At 58.2% G+C, this 21,240-nt stretch carries 21 protein-coding genes; 18 read left to right on the forward strand and 3 right to left on the reverse strand.

The window, feature by feature from the left end; translation table 11 throughout:
• Positions 1-14 precede the first annotated feature (14 nt).
• The 13 genes from ffh (at position 15) to ICA16_RS21625 (ending at position 11,588) form a co-directional block, all read left to right on the forward strand.
• Positions 15-1,391: a signal recognition particle protein gene (ffh, locus tag ICA16_RS21565; RefSeq protein WP_150617231.1), complete on the forward strand. Its 1,377-nt coding sequence runs from the start codon at positions 15-17 to the stop codon at positions 1,389-1,391.
• Between the two features lie 249 nt (positions 1,392-1,640).
• Complete coding sequence (rpsP, locus tag ICA16_RS21570) at positions 1,641-1,892, forward strand: 30S ribosomal protein S16 (protein WP_042557823.1); 252 nt, start codon at positions 1,641-1,643, stop codon at positions 1,890-1,892.
• Between the two features lie 5 nt (positions 1,893-1,897).
• The gene (rimM, locus tag ICA16_RS21575) at positions 1,898-2,434 is read left to right on the forward strand and encodes a ribosome maturation factor RimM (RefSeq protein WP_034154824.1); all 537 of its coding nucleotides are present in this window, start codon (positions 1,898-1,900) and stop codon (positions 2,432-2,434) included.
• Between the two features lie 2 nt (positions 2,435-2,436).
• Positions 2,437-3,189 (forward strand): tRNA (guanosine(37)-N1)-methyltransferase TrmD, encoded by a 753-nt coding sequence (gene trmD / locus ICA16_RS21580; protein WP_042557825.1) that lies wholly within the window; start codon positions 2,437-2,439, stop codon positions 3,187-3,189.
• A 45-nt stretch (positions 3,190-3,234) separates the two neighbouring features.
• Positions 3,235-3,585 (forward strand): 50S ribosomal protein L19, encoded by a 351-nt coding sequence (gene rplS, locus ICA16_RS21585; RefSeq protein WP_003175895.1) that lies wholly within the window; start codon positions 3,235-3,237, stop codon positions 3,583-3,585.
• A gap of 149 nt (positions 3,586-3,734) precedes the next feature.
• Complete coding sequence (locus tag ICA16_RS21590; RefSeq protein WP_150603767.1) at positions 3,735-4,148, forward strand: acyl-CoA thioesterase; 414 nt, start codon at positions 3,735-3,737, stop codon at positions 4,146-4,148.
• Positions 4,149-4,217: 69 nt separating this feature from the next.
• On the forward strand, positions 4,218-5,114 hold the full coding sequence (xerD, locus tag ICA16_RS21595) for a site-specific tyrosine recombinase XerD (RefSeq protein ID WP_210701492.1): 897 nt from the start codon (positions 4,218-4,220) through the stop codon (positions 5,112-5,114).
• 326 nt (positions 5,115-5,440) lie between these two features.
• Entirely contained in the window at positions 5,441-6,172 is a 732-nt protein-coding gene (dsbC, locus tag ICA16_RS21600; RefSeq protein WP_150617232.1) for a bifunctional protein-disulfide isomerase/oxidoreductase DsbC, read from the forward strand.
• A gap of 131 nt (positions 6,173-6,303) precedes the next feature.
• Positions 6,304-7,608 (forward strand): homoserine dehydrogenase, encoded by a 1,305-nt coding sequence (locus ICA16_RS21605; RefSeq protein WP_150617233.1) that lies wholly within the window; start codon positions 6,304-6,306, stop codon positions 7,606-7,608.
• Between the two features lie 105 nt (positions 7,609-7,713).
• Positions 7,714-9,123: a threonine synthase gene (gene thrC, locus ICA16_RS21610; protein WP_150617234.1), complete on the forward strand. Its 1,410-nt coding sequence runs from the start codon at positions 7,714-7,716 to the stop codon at positions 9,121-9,123.
• Between the two features lie 120 nt (positions 9,124-9,243).
• Positions 9,244-10,617, forward strand: a complete 1,374-nt coding sequence (locus ICA16_RS21615) for a transporter substrate-binding domain-containing protein (RefSeq protein ID WP_210701493.1) — start codon at positions 9,244-9,246, stop codon at positions 10,615-10,617.
• 117 nt (positions 10,618-10,734) lie between these two features.
• Complete coding sequence (locus tag ICA16_RS21620; RefSeq protein WP_150617236.1) at positions 10,735-11,142, forward strand: response regulator; 408 nt, start codon at positions 10,735-10,737, stop codon at positions 11,140-11,142.
• Positions 11,143-11,306: 164 nt separating this feature from the next.
• A complete protein-coding gene (locus tag ICA16_RS21625) occupies positions 11,307-11,588 on the forward strand; it encodes a DUF3509 domain-containing protein (protein ID WP_150617237.1) in 282 nt (93 codons plus the stop codon).
• Positions 11,589-11,764: 176 nt separating this feature from the next.
• Here ICA16_RS21625 and ICA16_RS21630 read toward each other — a convergent pair whose 3' ends face one another.
• A complete protein-coding gene (locus ICA16_RS21630) occupies positions 11,765-12,691 on the reverse strand; it encodes a TIGR02285 family protein (protein WP_414704750.1) in 927 nt (308 codons plus the stop codon).
• A complete protein-coding gene (locus ICA16_RS21635) occupies positions 12,672-13,871 on the reverse strand; it encodes a CaiB/BaiF CoA transferase family protein (RefSeq protein WP_210701495.1) in 1,200 nt (399 codons plus the stop codon). The genes ICA16_RS21630 and ICA16_RS21635 overlap by 20 nt, the downstream gene beginning before the upstream one ends.
• Before the next feature lie 146 nt (positions 13,872-14,017).
• Between ICA16_RS21635 and ICA16_RS21640 the strand changes: the two genes are divergently transcribed.
• The 3 genes from ICA16_RS21640 to ICA16_RS21650 all read left to right on the forward strand — a co-directional run bounded on the left by ICA16_RS21640 (position 14,018) and on the right by ICA16_RS21650 (position 17,680).
• Entirely contained in the window at positions 14,018-14,560 is a 543-nt protein-coding gene (locus ICA16_RS21640; RefSeq protein WP_042557838.1) for a YaeQ family protein, read from the forward strand.
• Between the two features lie 51 nt (positions 14,561-14,611).
• On the forward strand, positions 14,612-16,321 hold the full coding sequence (gene recJ / locus ICA16_RS21645; protein WP_210701496.1) for a single-stranded-DNA-specific exonuclease RecJ: 1,710 nt from the start codon (positions 14,612-14,614) through the stop codon (positions 16,319-16,321).
• A gap of 252 nt (positions 16,322-16,573) precedes the next feature.
• Positions 16,574-17,680: an NADH:flavin oxidoreductase/NADH oxidase gene (locus ICA16_RS21650; protein ID WP_210701497.1), complete on the forward strand. Its 1,107-nt coding sequence runs from the start codon at positions 16,574-16,576 to the stop codon at positions 17,678-17,680.
• Between the two features lie 341 nt (positions 17,681-18,021).
• Here ICA16_RS21650 and ICA16_RS21655 read toward each other — a convergent pair whose 3' ends face one another.
• Entirely contained in the window at positions 18,022-19,653 is a 1,632-nt protein-coding gene (locus ICA16_RS21655) for a glucan biosynthesis protein D (protein ID WP_150603778.1), read from the reverse strand.
• A gap of 404 nt (positions 19,654-20,057) precedes the next feature.
• Here ICA16_RS21655 and ICA16_RS21660 point away from each other — a divergent pair, with 404 nt between their 5' ends.
• Positions 20,058-20,243, forward strand: a complete 186-nt coding sequence (locus ICA16_RS21660) for a hypothetical protein (RefSeq protein WP_102357616.1) — start codon at positions 20,058-20,060, stop codon at positions 20,241-20,243.
• Positions 20,244-20,446: 203 nt separating this feature from the next.
• A complete protein-coding gene (locus ICA16_RS21665; RefSeq protein WP_210701498.1) occupies positions 20,447-21,169 on the forward strand; it encodes a tellurite resistance TerB family protein in 723 nt (240 codons plus the stop codon).
• The last annotated feature ends 71 nt before the right edge of the window (positions 21,170-21,240 follow it).

Genomic DNA, 21,240 nt, shown 5'->3' on the forward strand with positions numbered 1-21,240 from the left:
GAAAGGATCGCGCAATGTTTGAAAACTTAACCGACCGTCTCTCGCAGACGCTGCGCCATGTCACCGGCAAGGCGAAGCTGACTGAAGACAATATCAAAGACACCCTGCGTGAAGTGCGCATGGCGTTGCTCGAAGCCGACGTCGCCCTGCCGGTGGTCAAGGACTTCGTCAATTCGGTCAAGGAGCGCGCTGTCGGCACCGAGGTGTCGCGCAGCCTGACGCCGGGCCAAGCGTTCGTGAAGATCGTCCAGGCCGAACTCGAAAGCCTGATGGGCGCAGCCAACGAAGACTTGAACCTGAGCGCCGTGCCGCCCGCCGTCATTCTGATGGCCGGTCTGCAGGGTGCTGGTAAAACCACCACCGCCGGTAAACTTGCGCGCTTCCTTAAAGAGCGCAAGAAGAAGTCGGTCATGGTCGTGTCGGCGGACGTTTATCGTCCTGCTGCTATTAAACAGCTGGAAATGCTGGCCGGTGAAGTCGGTGTCACCTTCTTCCCGTCCGACCTGAGCCAGAAGCCGGTCGACATCGCCGCTGCGGCTATTAAAGAAGCAAAGCTTAAATTCATCGACGTGGTCATCGTCGATACCGCCGGCCGTCTGCACATCGACGAAGAGATGATGGGCGAGATCAAGGCGCTGCACGCCGCGATCAACCCGGTCGAAACCCTGTTCGTGGTCGATGCCATGACCGGTCAGGACGCGGCCAACACTGCCAAGGCCTTCGGCGATGCACTGCCGCTGACCGGTGTGATCCTGACCAAGGTCGACGGCGATGCGCGCGGTGGTGCGGCCCTGTCGGTGCGCGCCATCACTGGCAAGCCGATCAAGTTCATCGGTATGGGCGAAAAGAGCGAAGCGCTCGATCCGTTCCACCCTGAGCGTATCGCTTCGCGGATTCTCGGCATGGGCGACGTGCTCAGCCTGATCGAACAGGCTGAAGCGACCCTCGACAAGGACAAGGCCGACAAGCTGGCCAAGAAGCTGAAGAAGGGCAAGGGCTTCGATCTCGAAGACTTCCGCGATCAGCTGCAACAGATGAAAAACATGGGCGGCCTAGGCGGGCTCATGGACAAACTGCCGAGCATCGGCGGCGTCAACCTGTCGCAAATGGGCAATGCCCAGAACGCCGCAGAGAAGCAGTTCAAGCAAATGGAAGCCATCATCAACTCCATGACCCCGGCCGAGCGCCGCGACCCTGAGCTGATCAGCGGTTCGCGCAAGCGCCGGATCGCCATGGGTTCCGGCACTCAGGTGCAGGACATCGGTCGCTTGATCAAGCAGCACAAGCAAATGCAGAAGATGATGAAAAAATTCACCGCCAAAGGCGGAATGGCCAAGATGATGCGCGGCATGGGCGGTATGTTGCCCGGCGGCGGTATGCCGAAAATGTAAAAAACTGGCCGGTCGTCGCACCGGCGCAGGCCCCGCAAGGATGCGGGATCAACAGCAAACCCGCACTTGGCGGGAGCTGACTGGCCGTTTTCAACGACGGCTCTATAGCAAATCTGCATGGCGTCCGATAGGCCGCCGGAAAAAGACATTTGCAAAAGTCCGGATATTCCTTAGAATATGCGGCCTTTCGGGCACCTATGCCCGCTGTGCCTTTAGATTTGCAGCACCGACTACAGGAACGATGTTCACATGCTAACAATCCGTCTTGCCCTTGGCGGCTCCAAAAAGCGCCCGTTTTACCACCTGACCGTAACCGACTCGCGTAACCCGCGTGACGGTTCCCACAAAGAACAGGTTGGTTTCTTCAACCCTGTTGCCCGTGGTCAGGAAATCCGTCTGTCCGTGAACCAAGAGCGCGTAGCCTACTGGCTGAGCGTTGGTGCACAACCTTCTGAGCGTGTTGCTCAGTTGTTGAAGGAAACTGCCAAGGCTGCGGCCTGAGCAATATGAACGCGACGCCTGCTGTTGCCGATGATTTGATCGTTATTGGCAAAATTTATTCTGTTCATGGCGTTCGCGGCGAAGTGAAGGTTTATTCCTTTACTGATCCGACTGAAAACCTGTTGCAGTACAAAACCTGGACGCTCAAGCGCGAAGGTAATGTGAAACAGGTTGAGCTGGTCAGTGGACGCGGGAGCGACAAGTTCCTGGTCGCAAAGCTCAAGGGTCTTGATGATCGTGAAGAAGCTCGTCTTCTGGCCGGTTATGAGATCTGCGTGCCGCGCAACCTGTTCGCTGAATTGACCGACGGTGAGTACTACTGGTACCAACTCGAAGGTCTGAAGGTCATCGACACCCTTGGGCAATTGCTCGGGAAAATCGATCATCTTCTGGAAACCGGCGCCAATGATGTAATGGTAGTCAAGCCTTGCGCTGGCAGCCTGGATGATCGCGAACGCCTGTTGCCCTATACGGAGCAATGCGTGTTGGCAGTCGACCTCGCAGCGGGCGAGATGAAGGTGGATTGGGACGCGGACTTCTAAGCGTGGCTAACTTGCGCGTAGAAGTGATCAGTTTGTTTCCCGAGATGTTTTCCGCCATTGGCGACTACGGCATCACCAGTCGTGCGGTCAAACAGGGGCTCTTGCAGCTGACCTGTTGGAATCCGCGAGATTACACGACGGATCGGCATCACACTGTGGACGATCGCCCGTTTGGCGGTGGTCCGGGCATGGTGATGAAGATCAAGCCCCTGGAAGATGCGCTGGCTCAGGCCAAGGCAGCAGCCGGGGAGGAGGCGAAGGTTATTTACCTGTCCCCCCAAGGCCGTCAACTGAATCAGTCGGCGGTACGCGAGTTGGCACAATCGGATGCATTGATCCTGATTGCCGGCCGCTATGAAGGCATTGACGAGCGCTTTATTGAGGCTCATGTCGATGAAGAGTGGTCGATTGGCGACTATGTACTGTCTGGCGGTGAGCTGCCGGCCATGGTCCTGATCGATGCGGTTACACGGCTGCTGCCTGGAGCTTTAGGGCATGCGGACTCCGCTGAGGAAGATTCCTTTACGGATGGTTTGCTGGATTGCCCGCACTACACCCGACCTGAGGTGTATGCGGATCAGCGTGTTCCCGACGTGTTGCTAAGTGGCAATCACGCGCATATCCGGCGTTGGCGTTTACAGCAGTCCCTTGGTAGGACCTATGAACGACGCGCCGATCTTCTGGAAAGCCGCTCGCTTTCTGGAGAAGAGAAGAAGCTGCTCGAGGAATACATCCGCGAGCGGGACGATAGTTAACAACGTATCGATGGTAGATCAGTTGATTTACCTTAGGAGCACAGCATGACCAACAAAATCATCCTTGCACTCGAAGCAGAGCAGATGACCAAAGAAATCCCTACCTTTGCCCCAGGCGACACCATTGTCGTTCAGGTGAAAGTGAAGGAAGGCGATCGTTCCCGTCTGCAAGCGTTCGAAGGCGTTGTTATCGCCAAGCGTAACCGCGGCGTGAACAGTGCGTTCACCGTACGTAAAATCTCCAACGGTGTTGGCGTAGAACGTACTTTCCAGACCTACTCCCCGCAGATCGACAGCATGGCTGTCAAACGTCGCGGTGACGTACGTAAAGCCAAGCTGTACTACCTGCGCGACCTGTCGGGCAAAGCAGCTCGCATCAAGGAAAAACTGGCTTAAGTCCAGCTTCCGATGCAGAAAAAAGCAGCCTTCGGGCTGCTTTTTTGTTGCCCGAAATTCACCAATCCCCCCTGTAGGAGCTGCCGAAGGCTGCGATCTGTTGATCTTGCTTTTCATTCGGAAGCCCGTCACACAAGAGCAGTAACCCCATGACCCCGCGCGACCAGGAAATCGAACGCCGCACCGAACTCTCGGTGACCCGCGTAACCAAAGCCGTCTTTCCGCCGACCACCAACCACCACAACACGCTGTTCGGCGGCACTGCGCTGGCATGGATGGATGAAGTGTCGTTCATTACCGCCACGCGTTTCTGCCGCTTGCCACTGGTGACCGTGTCCACTGACCGCATCGACTTCAATCATGCGATCCCGGCGGGCTCGATCGTTGAGCTGGTGGGGAAGGTGATCAAGGTCGGCAACACCAGCCTCAAGGTCGAGGTAGAAGTGTTTGTTGAAAGCATGAGCTGCGACGGTCGCGAGAAAGCGATTCATGGCCAGTTCAGCTTTGTCGCCATTGATGATGACAAGCGACCGGTGCCGGTGCTTCCGGGTTTTGCCGGCTGAGTGTTCCGTGATCGGTTGCTCTGTGAAAGACTGTCGACCACCCGCAGTTGCTGCCTGACTTGAGCCTTTATGCCTGCCATCGACCATCCGCAGATTGACCAATTCCTCGACGCTTTATGGCTTGAAAAAGGCCTGTCCGATAACACCCGCGATGCCTACCGCAGCGATCTGGCGCTGTTCAACGGCTGGCTGCAGGAAAAGAACCTGGAGCTGATCAGCGCCGGTCGTGAGCTTATTCTCGATCACCTGTCCTGGCGTCTGGAGCAGAATTACAAGCCACGCTCTACCGCCAGATTTCTCTCCGGCGTGCGTGGCTTTTATCGGTATTTGCTGCGAGAAAAGATCATCACCGTTGACCCGACGTTACGCATCGACATGCCCCAACTGGGTAGGCCGCTGCCCAAGTCGCTGTCGGAAGCGGACGTCGAGGCGCTGCTGAAGGCGCCGGATCTGAGCGAAGCCATCGGCCAGCGCGACCGCGCCATGCTTGAAGTGCTCTATGCCTGTGGTCTGCGGGTCACCGAGTTGATCAGTCTGACGCTCGAACAGGTCAACCTGCGTCAGGGCGTGCTGCGGGTGATGGGCAAGGGCAGCAAGGAGCGGCTGGTGCCGATGGGCGAGGAGGCGATTGTCTGGGTCGAGCGTTACATGCGGGACGGTCGCAGCGAGTTGCTCGGCGGCCGGCCCAGTGACGTGCTGTTTCCCAGTCAGCGGGGTGAGCAGATGACTCGTCAGACCTTCTGGCACCGGATCAAGCATCAGGCCAAGGTCGCGGGGATCGGCAAGTCGCTGTCGCCGCACACCTTGCGGCATGCGTTCGCCACCCATTTGCTCAACCATGGCGCGGATTTGCGCGTGGTGCAGATGTTGCTCGGGCACAGCGATCTGTCGACCACGCAGATCTACACCCACGTCGCCCGCGCTCGATTGCAGGACCTGCACGCCAAACACCACCCAAGAGGCTGATGCAGGTTCCAATGTTGGAATGCTGACCTGTGGTGAGGGGATTTATCCCCGTTCGGCGACGAAGTCGTCGCAAAACCAGTCAACGCGGTTTGCCTGACTGAATGATGGCGGATGGTTTTGGCGCTGCTTCGCAACCCATCGGGGATAAATCCCCTCGCCACGCTGAGGATTGCCAATCGAGCATCACAGTTTCTCTGGCATCCAGCGCATTCGGCCACCGTGACCTTATGTGTTAGGCTTTGCCGGTTTGCACGATGGACGGTTATGACCCGGTGTTTCGGCACGGGCGTTCTGATCGATCCATTTGTCCGCCTTCAGGAGTTCTCATGCGTCTGACCCAGATTTTCGCCGCCGCAGCCATTGCGTTGGTCAGTACCTTTGCCGTCGCCGATGACGCGGCCAACAAAGCCATTCGTCAAAGTCTCGAAAAACTCGAACTCGAGGTTCCGGTAGAAAGCATCAACGCCAGCCCGCTGCCAGGCATGTATGAAGTCAAGCTCAAGGGCAGTCGCGTGCTGTACGCCAGCGCCGACGGCCAATACATCGTTCAGGGCTATCTGTTTCAGCTCAAGGACGGCAAGCCCGTCAACCTGACCGAGAAGACCGAGCGTCTCGGCGTCTCCAAACTGGTCAACGCCATTCCGGTTGCCGAAACCGTGGTGTACCCGGCCGTGGGCGAAACCAAATCGCACATCACCGTATTCACCGACACTACCTGCCCGTACTGCCACAAACTGCACGCCGAAGTGCCTGAGCTGAACAAGCGCGGCATTGAAGTGCGTTATGTGGCGTTCCCGCGTCAGGGCCTCGGTTCGCCGGGCGACGAGCAACTGCAAGCCGTGTGGTGCTCGAAAGACAAGAAAGCCGCCATGGACAAAATGGTCGATGGCAAGGAAATCAAGGCCGCCAAGTGCGAGAACCCGGTTTCCAAACAGTTCGCGCTCGGTCAGTCGATTGGCGTGAATGGCACACCGGCCATCGTTTTGGCTGACGGACAAGTCATTCCGGGCTACCAGCCGGCGCCACAAGTCGCCAAACTGGCGCTGGGCGTCAAGTAATTCGCATCGTCACGGTCAGCCTTTGACGATCATGGTCCGGTGGCAGCATCGCCGGGCCATTAATAGAGAACCGCGAGCACGCGGTTGTTTTCCGGCCGACCCTGCGTCGGCCGTTTTATGGGGAGTTCACAGTGAATCCGGTCAAAGTAGGCATCTGTGGGTTAGGGACCGTCGGTGGCGGTACCTTCAACGTACTTCAGCGCAACGCCGAGGAAATTGCTCGTCGTGCCGGGCGTGGGATCGAAGTGGCACAAATTGCCATGCGCACGCCAAAGCCTCAGTTCCAGACGACCGGTATTGCGATTACCAACGATGTCTTCGAAGTGGCCACGAACCCTGAGATCGACATCGTCATAGAGCTGGTGGGCGGCTACACCGTTGCCCGCGAGCTGGTACTCAAGGCCATCGAGAATGGCAAGCATGTGGTCACCGCGAACAAGGCTCTGATTGCCGTTCACGGTAATGAAATTTTCGCCAAGGCACGCGAGAAAGGCGTGATCGTGGCGTTTGAAGCGGCAGTGGCCGGTGGCATTCCGGTGATCAAGGCGATCCGTGAAGGCCTGTCCGCCAACCGCATCAACTGGGTCGCCGGGATCATCAACGGTACAGGCAACTTCATCCTCACCGAAATGCGTGAGAAGGGTCGCACCTTTGAAGACGTGCTGGCCGAAGCTCAGGCACTGGGTTACGCCGAAGCCGATCCGACTTTCGACGTTGAAGGCATCGACGCGGCGCACAAGCTGACGATTCTGGCCTCCATCGCGTTCGGCATTCCGCTGCAATTCGACAAGGCTTACACCGAAGGCATCACCAAGCTGACCACGGCTGACGTCAACTACGCCGAAGCGCTGGGCTATCGCATCAAGCACCTCGGCGTGGCGCGCAGCACTGACGCCGGCATTGAGTTGCGTGTACACCCGACGCTGATCCCGGCCGATCGCCTGATCGCTAACGTCAACGGCGTGATGAACGCGGTGATGGTCAACGGCGACGCTGCCGGTTCAACCCTGTTCTACGGTGCTGGCGCTGGCATGGAGCCGACGGCTTCGTCGGTGATCGCCGACCTCGTGGACGTGGTTCGCGCCATGACCTCCGACCCGGAAAACCGCGTACCGCATCTGGCCTTCCAGCCGGATTCGCTGTCGGCCCATCCGATTTTGCCGATCGAAGCCTGCGAAAGCGCCTACTACCTGCGTATTCAGGCCAAGGACCATCCGGGCGTTCTCGCTCAGGTGGCGAGCATCCTCTCGGAGCGCGGCATCAACATCGAGTCGATCATGCAGAAGGAAGTCGAGGAACACGACGGTCTGGTGCCGATGATCCTGCTGACCCACCGTGTGGTGGAAAAGCGTATCAACGATGCGATCGCCGCTCTCGAGGCCCTTGCCGGCGTGGACGGTCCGGTTGTGCGGATCCGCGTCGAACACTTGAATTAACAGCAGCGGCAAGCTTCAAGCTTCAAGCTGCAAGTAAAAGCAGAGCCGCTTTTCACTTGTAGCTTGCAGCTCACAGCTTGTAGCTCAAACCGAAGGTTTGCCCTTATGCGTTATATCAGTACCCGCGGCCAGGCACCGGCCCTGAATTTCGAAGACGTCCTGCTGGCAGGTCTTGCCACCGACGGCGGTCTGTACGTCCCGGAAGTCCTGCCCCGTTTCACTCAGGAAGAAATCGCTTCCTGGGCTGGCCTACCTTATCACGAGCTGGCCTTTCGGGTTATGCGACCGTTCGTGACCGGCAGTATTCCGGACGCCGATTTCAAAAAAATTCTTGAAGAAACCTACGGGGTGTTCTCGCACAGCGCCGTCGCGCCGCTGCGTCAGTTGAACGGCAACGAATGGGTGCTCGAGCTGTTCCACGGCCCGACCCTGGCGTTCAAGGACTTCGCCCTGCAACTGCTCGGTCGTCTGCTCGACTATGTGCTGGAAAAGCGTGGCGAGCGCGTGGTGATCGTCGGTGCCACCTCGGGTGATACCGGTTCGGCTGCCATTGAAGGCTGCAAACACTGCGAAAACGTCGACATCTTCATCCTGCACCCACACAACCGTGTGTCCGAAGTGCAGCGTCGCCAGATGACCACGATTTTCGGCGAGAACATCCACAACATCGCTATTGAAGGCAACTTCGACGACTGCCAGGAAATGGTCAAGGCCAGCTTCGCCGACCAGAGCTTCCTCAAAGGCACACGTCTGGTGGCAGTGAACTCGATCAACTGGGCGCGGATCATGGCCCAGATCGTTTACTACTTCCACGCAGCCCTGCAGCTGGGCGGCCCGGCGCGTTCGGTATCGTTCTCGGTGCCAACTGGCAACTTCGGCGACATCTTCGCCGGTTACCTGGCACGCAACATGGGCCTGCCGATCAACCAGTTGATCGTCGCCACCAACCGCAACGACATCCTGCACCGCTTCATGAGCGGCAATCAGTACGTCAAGGAAACCCTGCACGCGACATTGTCGCCGTCGATGGACATCATGGTCTCGTCGAACTTCGAGCGCCTGCTGTTCGACCTGCACGGTCGCAACGGTGCAGCGATTGCCGGGCTGATGGATTCGTTCAAGCAGGGCGGTGGTTTCAGCGTCGAGCAAGAGCGCTGGACCGAAGCACGCAAACTGTTCGACTCGTTGGCTGTCGACGATGCCCAGACTTGTGAAACCATCGCCGAAGTTTACGAGCAGACCGGTGAACTGCTGGATCCGCACACGGCCATCGGTGTCAAAGCCGCGCGCGAGTGCCGTCGCAGCCTGGACATCCCGATGGTCATTTTGGGCACTGCCCATCCAGTGAAATTCCCGGACGCGGTGGAGAAGGCCGGTGTAGGAAAAGCTCTCGAGCTACCTGCACATCTTTCTGATTTGTTTGAGCGAAATGAGCGCAGCACCGTTCTGCCGAACGACCTGAAAGCCGTGCAGGCCTTTGTCAGCCAGCATGGCAACCGCGGCAAGCCACTTTAAGCCCGCGAAAGCTGTCACATTTTGAAGCCCGTCTCCTGACGGGCTTTTTTGTTTCTACTGCCACACTGCTCGGGTTTTCACCCACGAAGGACGGGTGAGTCGATCACGAAGGATGTGGCAATGCTGTTTTATAGAGGTTTGAAACCGGCACTGGTTTGCCTGGTCTTTTTCGGGGTGCTGGGACTGTTGCGCTGCAGTGTGGCGGCGCAATTGGCACTGCAAGAAAACGCCGAGGTGTCTGGCGTCCAGCCTGTCGAGCTGGATGCACGCGAGCGCCAATGGATTCGCGACAACCCCAAGGTGACGGTGGCGTCGGTGCAGTACCCGTTGTATCTGTTTCAGGATGAACATGGGCACTGGAGCGGTTTGAACATTGATGTGCTCAAGCGCGTCACTGCGATGACCGGTCTGCGATTTGAGCATCACGAGTCGTTTTCTACCGAGCAAATGCTCGAGCGCCTCGAGAGTGGGCAGGCTGACATGAGTACCACCCTGGCCATGAGCGATGAGCGCAAAGTGTTTCTGGATTTCAGTCACGCATTTGGCGGCGCAGGATGGGTGTTTGTCGGCCGCGCTGGAGCACCATCGGTGGAGTCTCTGGAGCAACTGGCCAAACGGGTGCTGGTGCTACCGGCCAGGCACGCACTGGAGGACATGATCCGCCGCGATTACCCGTCGATCCAGATTCGCTCGGTCAAGACTTACGCCGAAGCGCGAGCATTGGTCGAGAGCGGTGAGGCCGACGCAACCATCGAAAACGAAATCGGTGCGCAGCTTTATCCATTGGGTCTGCTCAAGGTCGGCGCTCTGGTGGAGGGCAAGTGGGAGGCTGATCACCTGGCAATACGCAAGGGCATGCCCGAACTCTTGAGTATTCTCAACAAGGCGCTGGAGGCGTTTCCCGCGGCCGAACTGCGCGCCATTCAACTGAAGTGGCTAGAGGGTATTTCCCTGGCTCCGGTGCCTTCGCTCTGGCAACGGATAATTGAGTGGGGCTGTTGGGCAACGGTAGTCTTTGGCGTGTTTGGACTGCTCTCGCTGGTGTGGAATCGACGGCTGACGGTGGTGATCAAGCAGCGGCGGGCGGCCGAGAAAGACCTTGGCGATCAATTGGCCTTTCAGCATGCGCTGATCGATTCCATGCCCGATCCCGTATTCGTCCGTGATCTGCAAGGGCGCTTGATTATGTGCAACCGCAGTTACGAGGAGGCGCTTTCGGTTCGGCTGGATCAGATTCAGGGGCGGCTGTTGATCGAAATTGATGCCTTGCCCGAAGCGACGGCGTTGATGCTGCACGGCGAGTTCATGGTGCAGTTGCGCACACGCAAGTCATGCTTCATCAAACGGCATTTGCAGCTCAAGAACGGTCGCCGCGAGATCTATCAGTGGACGGTGCCGTTCTACAGTGCCGACGGAAATTTGCGTGGTTTGCTGGGCGGCTGGACGGACATCACTCAGCGTCGGATGGAAAGTGGGTGTCGATGTCAGCATTGAAGATCGGAAATGTCCTATAAGACGCGGCTACTTTTCCGATGGGAGGCTTAAGACGGCTGCCCTAGAGTGGACGATAAATGCGGTGAGAGTCCGCGATTGTCGCTCCAGAGGTCGCCCATGCGCTCGCTTAAAGTCCTGATTCTTGAACCCGATCCGTTTCAGATGATGGCATTGCATCAAATGCTCAATGCCATCGGCATATACAACGTACTCACCGCGCCGTCGCTGGCAGCGGCCTTGTGTTCGCTGGGGCATCGCGGTGCAGTCGATATCGCCATTTGCGATCCACAGCTCAAGGGCGGCCATGGCCTGGCCTTGATCCAGCATCTGGCGGTGCAGCGTGAGGCGCGTGCGCTGATTCTATTGGGTACGGTCGCACCGAGTCTGCTGAGCGATCTTGAGCCGTTGTTGAGCAAACATCGATTGCGACTGTTGGGACGTCTGCAAACGCCGGTATCGGCGGTATTGATGAGAGGGCTGCTGGACAGCTACCTGATCGCCTCTATGCAACCTGTCGAGGTCTGATGCGTACGGTTATTTTTATGTCACCTTCGCCGTGCATGCTCTGACAGACCGGTGACACTCCAATGCTTGCGACCGGAATACAGAACTTTCTTCTCGGGCCGATTGTCATTTAATGTAGACATGCCCCAGACACAATGTTTTCGGACTATTGAGTGGAGATCGAGATGGAAAGTATCAGTCTATTGCTCGGTGAGGCTCTGAGCCCGTATCAGGTTTCGTTGTCTCCAAACGGTGCTCATGGCGAATGCCTGGTGAGCTTGAAGAACAGCAGCGGCGCAATTGTGGTGGAACGCGAATTCAATCAGGCGCAGCTGACCGACAAGCGTCAGTTGACCGATGTTGTCGACGGCTTGCACCGTGACATCCTGATTGCCGAAGGACGCCTGGAACCCTGCGTGATCGCGGCCTTGCGCAATGCCGCTCTGGACAAACGTCCTGTGCTCTAAAGATGAATTATTTTTTGTGGGAACCTTCCTGCATCCCTGTCAGTCAGACCCCGTAACAGCAAGATCAAGCATTGTGCTCCGGTGCTTGTCGCTTGCTGCTACTGGCCTTTATGTAGGCCACGTTTAACCCCGAGTCGTCTCCCCACTTCTCGGGGTTTCTTTTGTCCGCGATTTATTCACTGCGCCGATTGGTGTTCGAAAAACCTTCGGGCCTGTTCGACGTAATCGGTGCGCATCTCAGGATCGAGCCAGTCGGCGTAGCGCTGGTTCAATGGATCGTGAGGCAGAGTGCGAAGCAACTGGTTGATCTCGGTGATCGCCTGGCGCCCCTCAGGTGTGTCGGAGCAGCCGATGTAACCCGAAAGATATTTTCCGTTGTCCCGAATCGGATAGAAGCGCAATTCGTCTTCGGCAATTTGCGCCAGATGAGCCTGATAACGGATCTCCGGCCAGTAGCCCAGCACCGCCTGCAAACGACCGAGGCGCTGCATCAGCAGCAGACTGTTAAGGGCGTCGTTGCCGTAATGGGCGGTCAGTGCATCCTTCGGTGCCTGGCGCAGCAAATTGTCGACCAGCTCACCGTAACTGCGCTCCGCCACGACGCCGACCTTGTCTTCGCCATTGGCCAGGAGCGCCGCCAGATCAACTTCACCGTCCACCAGAAAAGGCGCCAACACGCCGTGATCTTTCTGACGCACCACCAGCCCATTGCTGACAGCGCGGAACGCGGGGATGGAAAAAGCGATCCATTGCGCGCGCTCCTTGCTCCACATCAGCGACGGGTCGCACGTGAAGGATGCTTCTTGAAGCATCTGCATGCCTCGGGCGCGGTTGACCCGCATCAGCGTGTGTTCGTATTGCGGCATGCCGGCGATCAGCATCGGCATAAGGTGGTCGATGACTCCCTGACCCTTTTTCGGGCCTTCAAAAATGGTCAGTGGCGGCAGATCGCGCAGTAACCAGACCAACGTCGGTTTCGCCTGTACCCAGGCTGGCAGGGCCAGCAGAAACAACAGGCCGAACAGCCGCCACGTCCACCAGTGGTGGGCGCGGTTGGCGTTCGATTTCTGCAGGCTTTTCAGCTCAAATGGCTCCGTCTTCACGCAGCTGGGCGATCTGCTTCTCGTCGTAGCCAAGATCGTGGAGTACCTGCGCATTGTGTTCACCGAGCTGCGGTCCGACCCATTCGGAGGAGCCCGGTGTCTCTGAGAGTTTCGGCACGATTCCGGGCATCTTGAAGGGTTTGCCATCCGGCAATTTGGCGTGCAGGAACATTTCCCGGGCCAGGTATTGCGGATCGGTGAACATGTCCTCGGCGCTGAAGATCCGGCTGACCGGCACCTCGGCCTGATTGAGCAGATCCAGCACGGTTTGCAGTGGCAGCGAATTGACCCAGCGATCGATCACGCCATACAACTCGTCACGTCGACTGTCGCGCCCGTCATTGCTGGCCAGCATTGGGTCGTTGGCCAGATCTTCACGGCCGATGGTCAGCATGAAACGCTTGAAAATCGCATCGCCATTGGCGCCGATCTGCACATGCTTGCCGTCGGCGCTGGTGTGGATAGAGGAGGGCGTGATGCCGGGCATGATGTTGCCGGTGCGCTCGCGGATGAAACCGAACACATCGAACTCCGGCACCATGCTTTCCATCATGGCGAAGATCGCTTCATACAGTGCGACATCGACCACTTGGCCCAAACCGCCGTTGACCTCGCGATGACGCAGCGCCATCAGCGCGCCGATCACGCCCCACAGCGCCGCAATCGAATCGCCGATGGAGATCCCGGTACGCACCGGCGGTCGATCCTCGAAACCGGTGATGTAGCGCAAGCCACCCATGGATTCGCCCACGGCTCCGAAACCTGGTTGATCCTTCATCGGCCCGGTTTGACCAAAACCGGAGAGTCGCACCATCACCAGTTTCGGGTTCAAGGCGTGCAGGGTTTCCCAGCTCAGACCGAGTTTCTCCAGGACGCCGGGTCGAAAATTCTCGATCAGGATGTCGGCTTCAGCGAGCAATTTTTTCAGGATGGCCAAACCGTCAGGATGTTTGAGGTTCAGTGTCAGCGACTTCTTGTTGCGCGCCTGAACAAACCACCACAAGGACGTGCCTTCGTACAACTTGCGCCATTTGCGCAGCGGATCACCGCCGTCCGGCGATTCGATCTTGATCACTTCGGCGCCGAATTCGCCGCAAATGCGCGAGGCAAACGGCCCGGCAATCAACGTACCCAATTCAATGACTTTCACACCGCTGAGCGGTTTATTGGCGAACGGCATACTGAATCCTGTAGGACAAGGCTGAGCGTATACAGCGTTTTAACATAGCCGGCCGTCAGGCGCCCAAAGTTGATCGCCATCAATTCGATGATTGCCTACCGCATCGGTTAGACTTGCCGACTTTCCTCGTATCAAGAAGCCCGTTCATGGCCCAGCCTTCCACCACTTACAAGTTTGAACTGAACCTCACCGACCTCGACCGCAGTGTCTACGAGAGCGTCAAGCAGACCATCGCCCGTCACCCTTCGGAGACCGAAGAGCGCATGACCGTGCGGTTGCTGGCCTACGCCCTCTGGTACAACGAGCAGTTGTCGTTTGGCCGTGGTCTGTCAGACGTGGATGAACCTGCGCTGTGGGAAAAAAGCCTGGACGACCGTGTCCTGCACTGGATCGAAGTCGGCCAGCCGGATTCCGACCGTCTGACCTGGTGCTCGCGCCGTACCGAACGCACCAGCCTGCTCGCCTACGGCAGCCTGCGCGTGTGGGAGACCAAGGTGATTCCGGCGATCAAGAACCTGAAAAACGTCAACATCGCCGCCGTCCCGCAAGAAGTCCTGGAAACCCTGGCCAAGGACATGCCCCGCGTCATCAAGTGGGACGTGATGATCAGCGAAGGGACGATTTTCGTCACCGACGACCGTGGTCAACACGAAGTCCAGTTGCAATGGCTGCAAGGCGAGCGCGGCTGATCCGCCTTCGCTGACTAATCCTACGTATTGAAGAGAAGTATCCGTTACCCCATGCGCATCGAACCTCGCGAACTGCCTGCCACTCTGCCATTTCTCGGTGATCTGCCGCCGCTGCTGACGCGCTTGTACGCGGCGCGGGGCGTGCAGTCCGAGGTGGAACTGGACAAGAGCCTCAAGCACTTGATCCCGTTTGAGAAACTCAAGGGCATCGAGGCCGCGGTAGACCTGCTGGTGACGGCGCTGGAACAACGTCAGCGCATCCTCATCGTCGGTGACTTCGATGCCGATGGCGCGACGGCCAGCACAGTCGGCATGCTCGGCTTGCGCTTGTTGGGCGCGGCGCATGTCGACTATCTGGTGCCGAACCGCTTTGAATACGGCTACGGCCTGACCCCGGAAATCGTCGAAGTCGCGCTGACCCGTGAGCCGCAATTGTTGATCACTGTCGACAACGGCATCTCCAGCGTCGAAGGTGTGGCTGCCGCCAAGAAGGCCGGGCTCAAAGTATTGATCACCGACCACCACTTGCCCGGCGATGAACTGCCGTTGGCCGATGCGCTGGTCAATCCAAACCAGCCGGGCTGCGAGTTCCCAAGCAAGGCGCTGGCCGGGGTCGGAGTGATTTTCTACGTGTTGATGGCCTTGCGGGCGCGCCTGCGCAGCCTCGGCTGGTACGAGAACAGCCCACAGCCGAACATCGGTGAACTGCTCGATCTGGTGGCGCTGGGCAGCGTCGCTGACGTGGTGCCGCTGGACGCCAACAACCGGATTCTGGTGCATCAGGGGCTGGAGCGGATTCGGGCCGGGCGCGCGCGGCCGGGGATCAAAGCGATTCTCGAAGTGGCCAAGCGTGATGCTGCGCGTATCACTTCAACCGATCTGGGATTCATCGTCGGCCCTCGCCTGAACGCCGCCGGGCGTCTGGATGACATGAGCCTGGGCATCGAATGCCTGCTCACCGCCGACGCCAACCTGGCCCGGGAAATGGCCGCGCAACTGGATGGCATGAATCAGGATCGCAAATCCATCGAGCAGGGCATGCAGCGTGAAGCGCTGGCCCAACTCAAGGATCTGCCCGTTGAGTCGATGCCGTTTGGCCTGTGTCTGTTTGATCCTGAATGGCACCAAGGTGTTATCGGTATTCTTGCCTCGCGGATGAAAGAGCGTTATTTCCGTCCGACCATTGCCTTCGCCGACGCTGGCGACGGATTGCTCAAGGGGTCTGGGCGTTCGGTGCAGGGTTTCCATATTCGCGATGCGTTGAGCGTGGTCGCGGCGCAATACCCAAACCTGATCGCCAAGTACGGTGGCCACGCGATGGCGGCTGGCCTGACCTTGCCGCAAGAGAATTTTCCGTTATTCGCCGAAGCATTCGACGCCGAAGTACGTAGGCAACTTCGCGAAGAAGACCTGACCGGGCGTTTGCTGTCCGATGGCACGCTGGCCGTTGAAGAATTCCACCTCGAACTGGCCCGCGCCCTGCGCCATGCCGGGCCTTGGGGGCAACACTTCCCTGAGCCGCTGTTCCACGGTGTGTTCCAGTTGGTCGAGCAGCGCGTGGTCGGCGAGCGTCACCTGAAAGTGGTTCTGAAAAGCGAATGCGGCTCGGTGAAGCTCGACGGCATTGCGTTCGGTATCGATCGTGATATCTGGCCCAATCCGACGATTCAATGGGTAGAGCTGGCCTACAAACTCGACGTCAACGAGTTCCGCGGCAACGAGACAGTGCAACTGATGATTGCCCACATCGAACCGCGCTGAAGACCAAAAGATCGCAGCCTTCGGCAGCTCCTACATGGGAATGCGCCCTGTAGGAGCTGCCGAAGGCTGCGATCTTTTCTTGAATTTCCCCCGATCCCCCGTTGTCGACTAGGCTCTAAGCACTGCTTGATTGGCCTTGTGACGTCTTGTCGAATTTTTTGCCCGCGGGGGCGGGTGCTGCACCTTTTCCTGTCACTCGTCGACTTTTCAAACAGAACCCTGGAGCCTGCCCACTGATTTGAGAGGTGCCCCATGAGTCTGCTGCTTGAACCTTTTACCCTTCGCCAACTGACCCTGCCCAACCGCATCGCCGTATCGCCCATGTGCCAATACTCCAGCGTCGACGGCCTGGCCAACGACTGGCATCTGGTGCACCTCGGCAGCCGCGCAGTGGGCGGCGCCGGGCTGATATTCACCGAAGCCACGGCGGTCACGGCCGACGGGCGGATCACCGCCGAAGACCTTGGCCTGTGGAACGACGAACAGATCGAAGCGCTGCAACGCATCACCCGATTCATTACCGCTCAGGGCGCGGTCGCCGGCATTCAACTGGCCCACGCCGGGCGCAAGGCCAGCACTCACCGCCCCTGGATTGGCAAACATGGCAGCGTCAAACCCGATGATGGCGGCTGGACACCGGTTGGCCCTTCACCCATTGCCTTCGACCCGCAACATACCCAACCCAAACAACTGGATGAAGGGCAAATCGCCGACGTCATTCAAGCCTTTGTGGATGCCGCCAAGCGCGCGCTGACTGCGGGTTTCAGTGTGGTCGAAGTGCATGCGGCCCACGGTTATCTGCTGCATCAGTTTCTGTCGCCGCTGAGTAATCAACGGCGGGATCAGTACGGCGGCTCATTCGAAAACCGCATTCGTCTGGTGCTGCAAGTCACCGAAGCCGTTCGCGCTGTCTGGCCGGAAGAGTTGCCAGTGTTTGTCCGCGTGTCGGCTACCGACTGGGTCGAGGATGGCTGGAACCCTGACGAAACCGTGGAGCTGGCGCGTCGCCTGCACACCCTCGGTGTGGACCTGATCGATGTTTCGTCGGGCGGCACCGCAGCCAACGCTGAGATTCCCGTTGGGCCGGGCTATCAAACCCGTTTCGCCGAACGCGTGCGCAAGGAGTCAGGCATCGCCACCGGCACTGTGGGAATGATTACCGAGCCCGCCCAGGCCGAGCACATTCTGCGAACCTGTCAGGCCGACATCATCTTCCTCGCCCGCGAACTGCTGCGTGATCCGTACTGGCCGCTGCACGCCGATGATGACCTGGGTGGGCGCAAAGCCGTATGGCCGGCGCAATATCAGCGCGCGACCCATCGTGATCAGCCGATTCACGAGTCTGACCTGCGCGATTGATTGAACCGCCAGAAAACAAAAAGCCCCGGCCAGTGATGGTCGGGGCTTTGTTTTCATCTTTCTGATTCTGTAGTGCTTGGGGAGCCGCCATCGCTGGCAAGCCAGCTCACACAGGTTTTGTGGTGAAACACACTTCACATTTCAACTTCGCTCCGTGTAGGAGCTGCGGCACGCTGCGATCTTTTGATTTTGACTCAGAAAACCTACAGCAAGATCAGAAAATCGCAGCCTCCGGCAGCTCCTACATGGACCCCGTACAGTCACTAGTTGCCAATGTGAACATAGAATCCATGTGGGGCTGGCTTGCCAGCGATGAGGTCCGTTCAGACGCTATGGAACCATCAAGGGTACTTACGCTTGTCCGGCGCCGGTGGGAAGTACTGGTACAACCAGGTCTCACTCAACGTGCGGTCATTGGTACGGATGAACAACCGCAGCTCAACCGGCTCGACGCTGTCATTGGTTGGATACCAGTCGAACAGGATCCGATAGCCCTTGATGTCATCCAGCACCAGCACGCTGAAGTCCTGAACCTTGCCGTTCGAGCAGGTGATCACCGGCTCAATCCCGGTGCCCTGCGGCAGGCGGTCGAGACCGCCTCCGTTGAAGTCCACGGCGAAACGACGCGCCCAGACTGGCGGATAATGCTCGCCGGGTGCCCAGCCTTCGACGAAACCGCCCATACCGGAGCGCGTGGCGTGCACTCGCGCCAACGGCGTACTCACCGGCGGCAGGGCGCTCCAGTACAGCTTGTAGCCGTAATTCAGCGAATCCCCGGCAGCCACCGGTTTTTTCGGTGTCCAGAACGCCACAATGTTATCGAGGGTCTCGCCGGTTGTAGGAATTTCCAGCAGATCGATAGAGCCTTCGCCCCACGCGGTTGTAGGTTCTACCCACAGGCTCGGGCGCTTGCTGTACCAGTCGACGGTGTCCTGATAGTTGGCGAACTCATGGTCGGTCTGCACCAGGCCAAAGCCCTTCGGATCCGTATCGGCAAACGCGTTGAATTGCAGGGTTGCCGGGTTGTTCAGCGGGCGGCAGATCCACTCGCCGTTGCCACGCCACATCGCCAGGCGATCCGAATCGTGGATTTGCGGGTGAATGGTGTCGCACATACGGCGTTCGTGGGTGCCGCAACTGAACATACTGGTCATCGGCGAGATGCCCAACTGTTCGATGGCAGTACGCGCATTGATGTGTGCGTCGACTTCCATTACCACGCGCTCGGCCTGGCAATCGATGTCGAAACGGTAAGCGCCTGTGGCACTCGGCGAATCGAGCAAGGCGTACACCACAAAACGCGTGGCGTTCTTGTCCGGTGTCTCGAACCAGAACTTGGTGAAGTCAGGGAATTCTTCGCGTTTCTTCGCGTAAGTGTCGATCGCCAGTCCGCGCGCCGAAAGGCCATATTGGCCAGTGGCATCGACTGCACGGAAATAGCTGGCGCCGAGAAACGATAGAACGTCATGCCGATCAAGTTCCGGAGCCTTGAACAACTTGAAACCGGCAAAACCCAGGTCGCCCTTGAGCTGCTGGGTGTCGACCGAGGTGTTTTCATAGTTGAACAGCGCCGGACGGAAATGCACCTCGCGGGCGGTGCGTGTCTTGGCATCGACGCTGTACATGCGCACCGGCTGACGGAAACCCATGCCGACGTGGAAGAACTGCACGTCCAGTTGACCCTTGTTCTCCTTCCACAACGAATGCTCGCCGTCGTAGCGGATCGCGTTGAAGTTTTGCGGGGTCATGGTCGCCAGGGTCGGCGGTAGTACCTGTTTGGTGTCCTGATAGGCGTTGCCAGCGAGTTGCTTGGCTTGACGCTTCAGCGCTTCGAAATCGAAGGCCTGCGCCTCGCCATCGGCGGCGCCACCACTGGGGGCCGCCCAGGCACGACTGGCCAGCAGGCCGGTGGCCGAAAGACCGGTGTAAGCCGCAATGGCCATGGACGCTTTGAGCAAATTCCTGCGGTGCATAAATACAACCTGTCGTGTGCAATCCCGCGCCTTTCCTGGCACGTGCTGGATCATAAATAACGGTTCGGACAAGCCTTCGACCAAACGCAACGGACTATAAACAGATGCCGGATAGCTTAAACCGTTCGATTGTCGAGCAGAAATGATTGATTACAAGGCGCCATCTGGCAATGAAACAAGACATGTCTGTATTTTTTCCGACAGTGCTTTCTGATTTATACGACATATCTGCTTTTATCGACTAATTACTCTAAATAACCCTTTTCAGCACCGATTTAATTTCTATTCTATAGGCATGACCGGCTGCGAACCTTCAGACCGGTGGGGCACTCGACGCTGCTGACAGGGGCAGGGCGATGTGGTGGTTTAGCAGTTCTTTGACGTATTAGAGAAGGACATCGTCCATGGCAAAAATACAAGGCATCACCGACATGTTGGGCATCTTTCCGTGTCTGGGCAGCGGCCGCAGAAGACGCCGGCTAAGCTCCGATGAGCTGAAACTGGTGGAGCGTTATCGAGAGCTTTCGGAGAGTGATCGGATAGCGATGCGCTATCTGGTGGACGCGATGAGGAGTGTTTCGCGGTTTTGAGTTGTGAAATGAAAAAAGGGCGGACTGAACAGTCCGCCCTTTTTTTGCCTGCAGGAAATGCGAGCTAAGCGCGTAGTCACGGGGCTGGGCTTGATAGGGAGGGCGAGCAACATCTGGAAGCACACTTGTAAGTCTGTCCAGGGCACTTTCGAACTAGGCTGAGGGCCTTATAGATCCTGATAACCCCAGTTTGGAGGCGAAACATGAACACCCGTGGCTTGCTCGATCAACTTCTCAAATCCGGCCAGGATCTGTTACAGAACAAGGCCGGCGGATCGCAGAACAAATCGGCTGCCGGTGGCTTGGGCGGCTTGCTTGGCGGGTCTTCCGGCGGCGGAGGCCTCGGCGGTCTGCTCTCAGGCGCGGGTGGTGGTGCATTGGCGGCGGGCGCCATGGGCCTGCTGCTCGGCAGTAAAAAGGCGCGAAATGTCGGCGGCAAAGTGGCTGTCTACGGCGGCCTCGCCGCGCTGGGCGTGTTGGCCTACAAGGCTTACGGCAACTGGAACGCCCAGCAAGGCAAAGCTCCGCAGACAGAACCACAAACCCTCGACCGCTTGCCACCGGCGCAAGTCGAACAACACAGCCAGGCGATCCTCAAGGCTCTGGTCGCCGCCGCCAAAGCTGACGGCCATATCGACGACCGCGAACGCCAACTGATCGAAGGCGAATTCACCAAACTCGACAACGATCAGGAACTGCGACACTGGCTACACGCCGAACTCAACAAACCCCTCGACCCAGCAGACGTCGCCCGCGCCGCTAGCACCCCGGAAATGGCGGCTGAGATGTACATCGCCAGTGTGATGCTGGTGGACGAGGAGAGCTTTATGGAGAAGAGCTACCTGGATGAACTGGCGCGGCAGTTGAAGCTGGAGCCGGGGTTGAAGGTGGAGTTGGAGAAGCAGGTGCGGTTGGCTGCTGTGTAAACGGTACGAAAAAAAAATCGCAGCGTTGGGCTGCGATTTTTTTGCATTTTTGTGGCGATGAAATTACGCGC

The sequence above is a fragment of the Pseudomonas anatoliensis genome, from assembly GCF_017976235.1.
In the GTDB taxonomy this organism is placed as follows: domain Bacteria; phylum Pseudomonadota; class Gammaproteobacteria; order Pseudomonadales; family Pseudomonadaceae; genus Aquipseudomonas; species Aquipseudomonas anatoliensis.

Bases quoted from the DNA above. Each gene is read 5' to 3' on its own strand.
- rimM (WP_034154824.1), top strand. From the start codon at position 1,898: ATGAACGCGACGCCTGCTGTTGCCGATGATTTGATCGTTATTGGCAAA.
- rplS (WP_003175895.1), top strand. From the start codon at position 3,235: ATGACCAACAAAATCATCCTTGCACTCGAAGCAGAGCAGATGACCAAA.
- dsbC (WP_150617232.1), top strand. From the start codon at position 5,441: ATGCGTCTGACCCAGATTTTCGCCGCCGCAGCCATTGCGTTGGTCAGT.
- ICA16_RS21665 (WP_210701498.1), top strand. From the start codon at position 20,447: ATGAACACCCGTGGCTTGCTCGATCAACTTCTCAAATCCGGCCAGGAT.
- rpsP (WP_042557823.1), top strand. From the start codon at position 1,641: ATGCTAACAATCCGTCTTGCCCTTGGCGGCTCCAAAAAGCGCCCGTTT.
- ICA16_RS21655 (WP_150603778.1), bottom strand. From the start codon at position 19,653: ATGCACCGCAGGAATTTGCTCAAAGCGTCCATGGCCATTGCGGCTTAC.
- ICA16_RS21620 (WP_150617236.1), top strand. From the start codon at position 10,735: ATGCGCTCGCTTAAAGTCCTGATTCTTGAACCCGATCCGTTTCAGATG.
- ICA16_RS21635 (WP_210701495.1), bottom strand. From the start codon at position 13,871: ATGCCGTTCGCCAATAAACCGCTCAGCGGTGTGAAAGTCATTGAATTG.
- recJ (WP_210701496.1), top strand. From the start codon at position 14,612: ATGCGCATCGAACCTCGCGAACTGCCTGCCACTCTGCCATTTCTCGGT.
- ICA16_RS21590 (WP_150603767.1), top strand. From the start codon at position 3,735: ATGACCCCGCGCGACCAGGAAATCGAACGCCGCACCGAACTCTCGGTG.
- ICA16_RS21615 (WP_210701493.1), top strand. From the start codon at position 9,244: ATGCTGTTTTATAGAGGTTTGAAACCGGCACTGGTTTGCCTGGTCTTT.
- thrC (WP_150617234.1), top strand. From the start codon at position 7,714: ATGCGTTATATCAGTACCCGCGGCCAGGCACCGGCCCTGAATTTCGAA.
- ICA16_RS21640 (WP_042557838.1), top strand. From the start codon at position 14,018: ATGGCCCAGCCTTCCACCACTTACAAGTTTGAACTGAACCTCACCGAC.
- ffh (WP_150617231.1), top strand. From the start codon at position 15: ATGTTTGAAAACTTAACCGACCGTCTCTCGCAGACGCTGCGCCATGTC.
- ICA16_RS21660 (WP_102357616.1), top strand. From the start codon at position 20,058: ATGGCAAAAATACAAGGCATCACCGACATGTTGGGCATCTTTCCGTGT.
- xerD (WP_210701492.1), top strand. From the start codon at position 4,218: ATGCCTGCCATCGACCATCCGCAGATTGACCAATTCCTCGACGCTTTA.
- ICA16_RS21625 (WP_150617237.1), top strand. From the start codon at position 11,307: ATGGAAAGTATCAGTCTATTGCTCGGTGAGGCTCTGAGCCCGTATCAG.
- ICA16_RS21650 (WP_210701497.1), top strand. From the start codon at position 16,574: ATGAGTCTGCTGCTTGAACCTTTTACCCTTCGCCAACTGACCCTGCCC.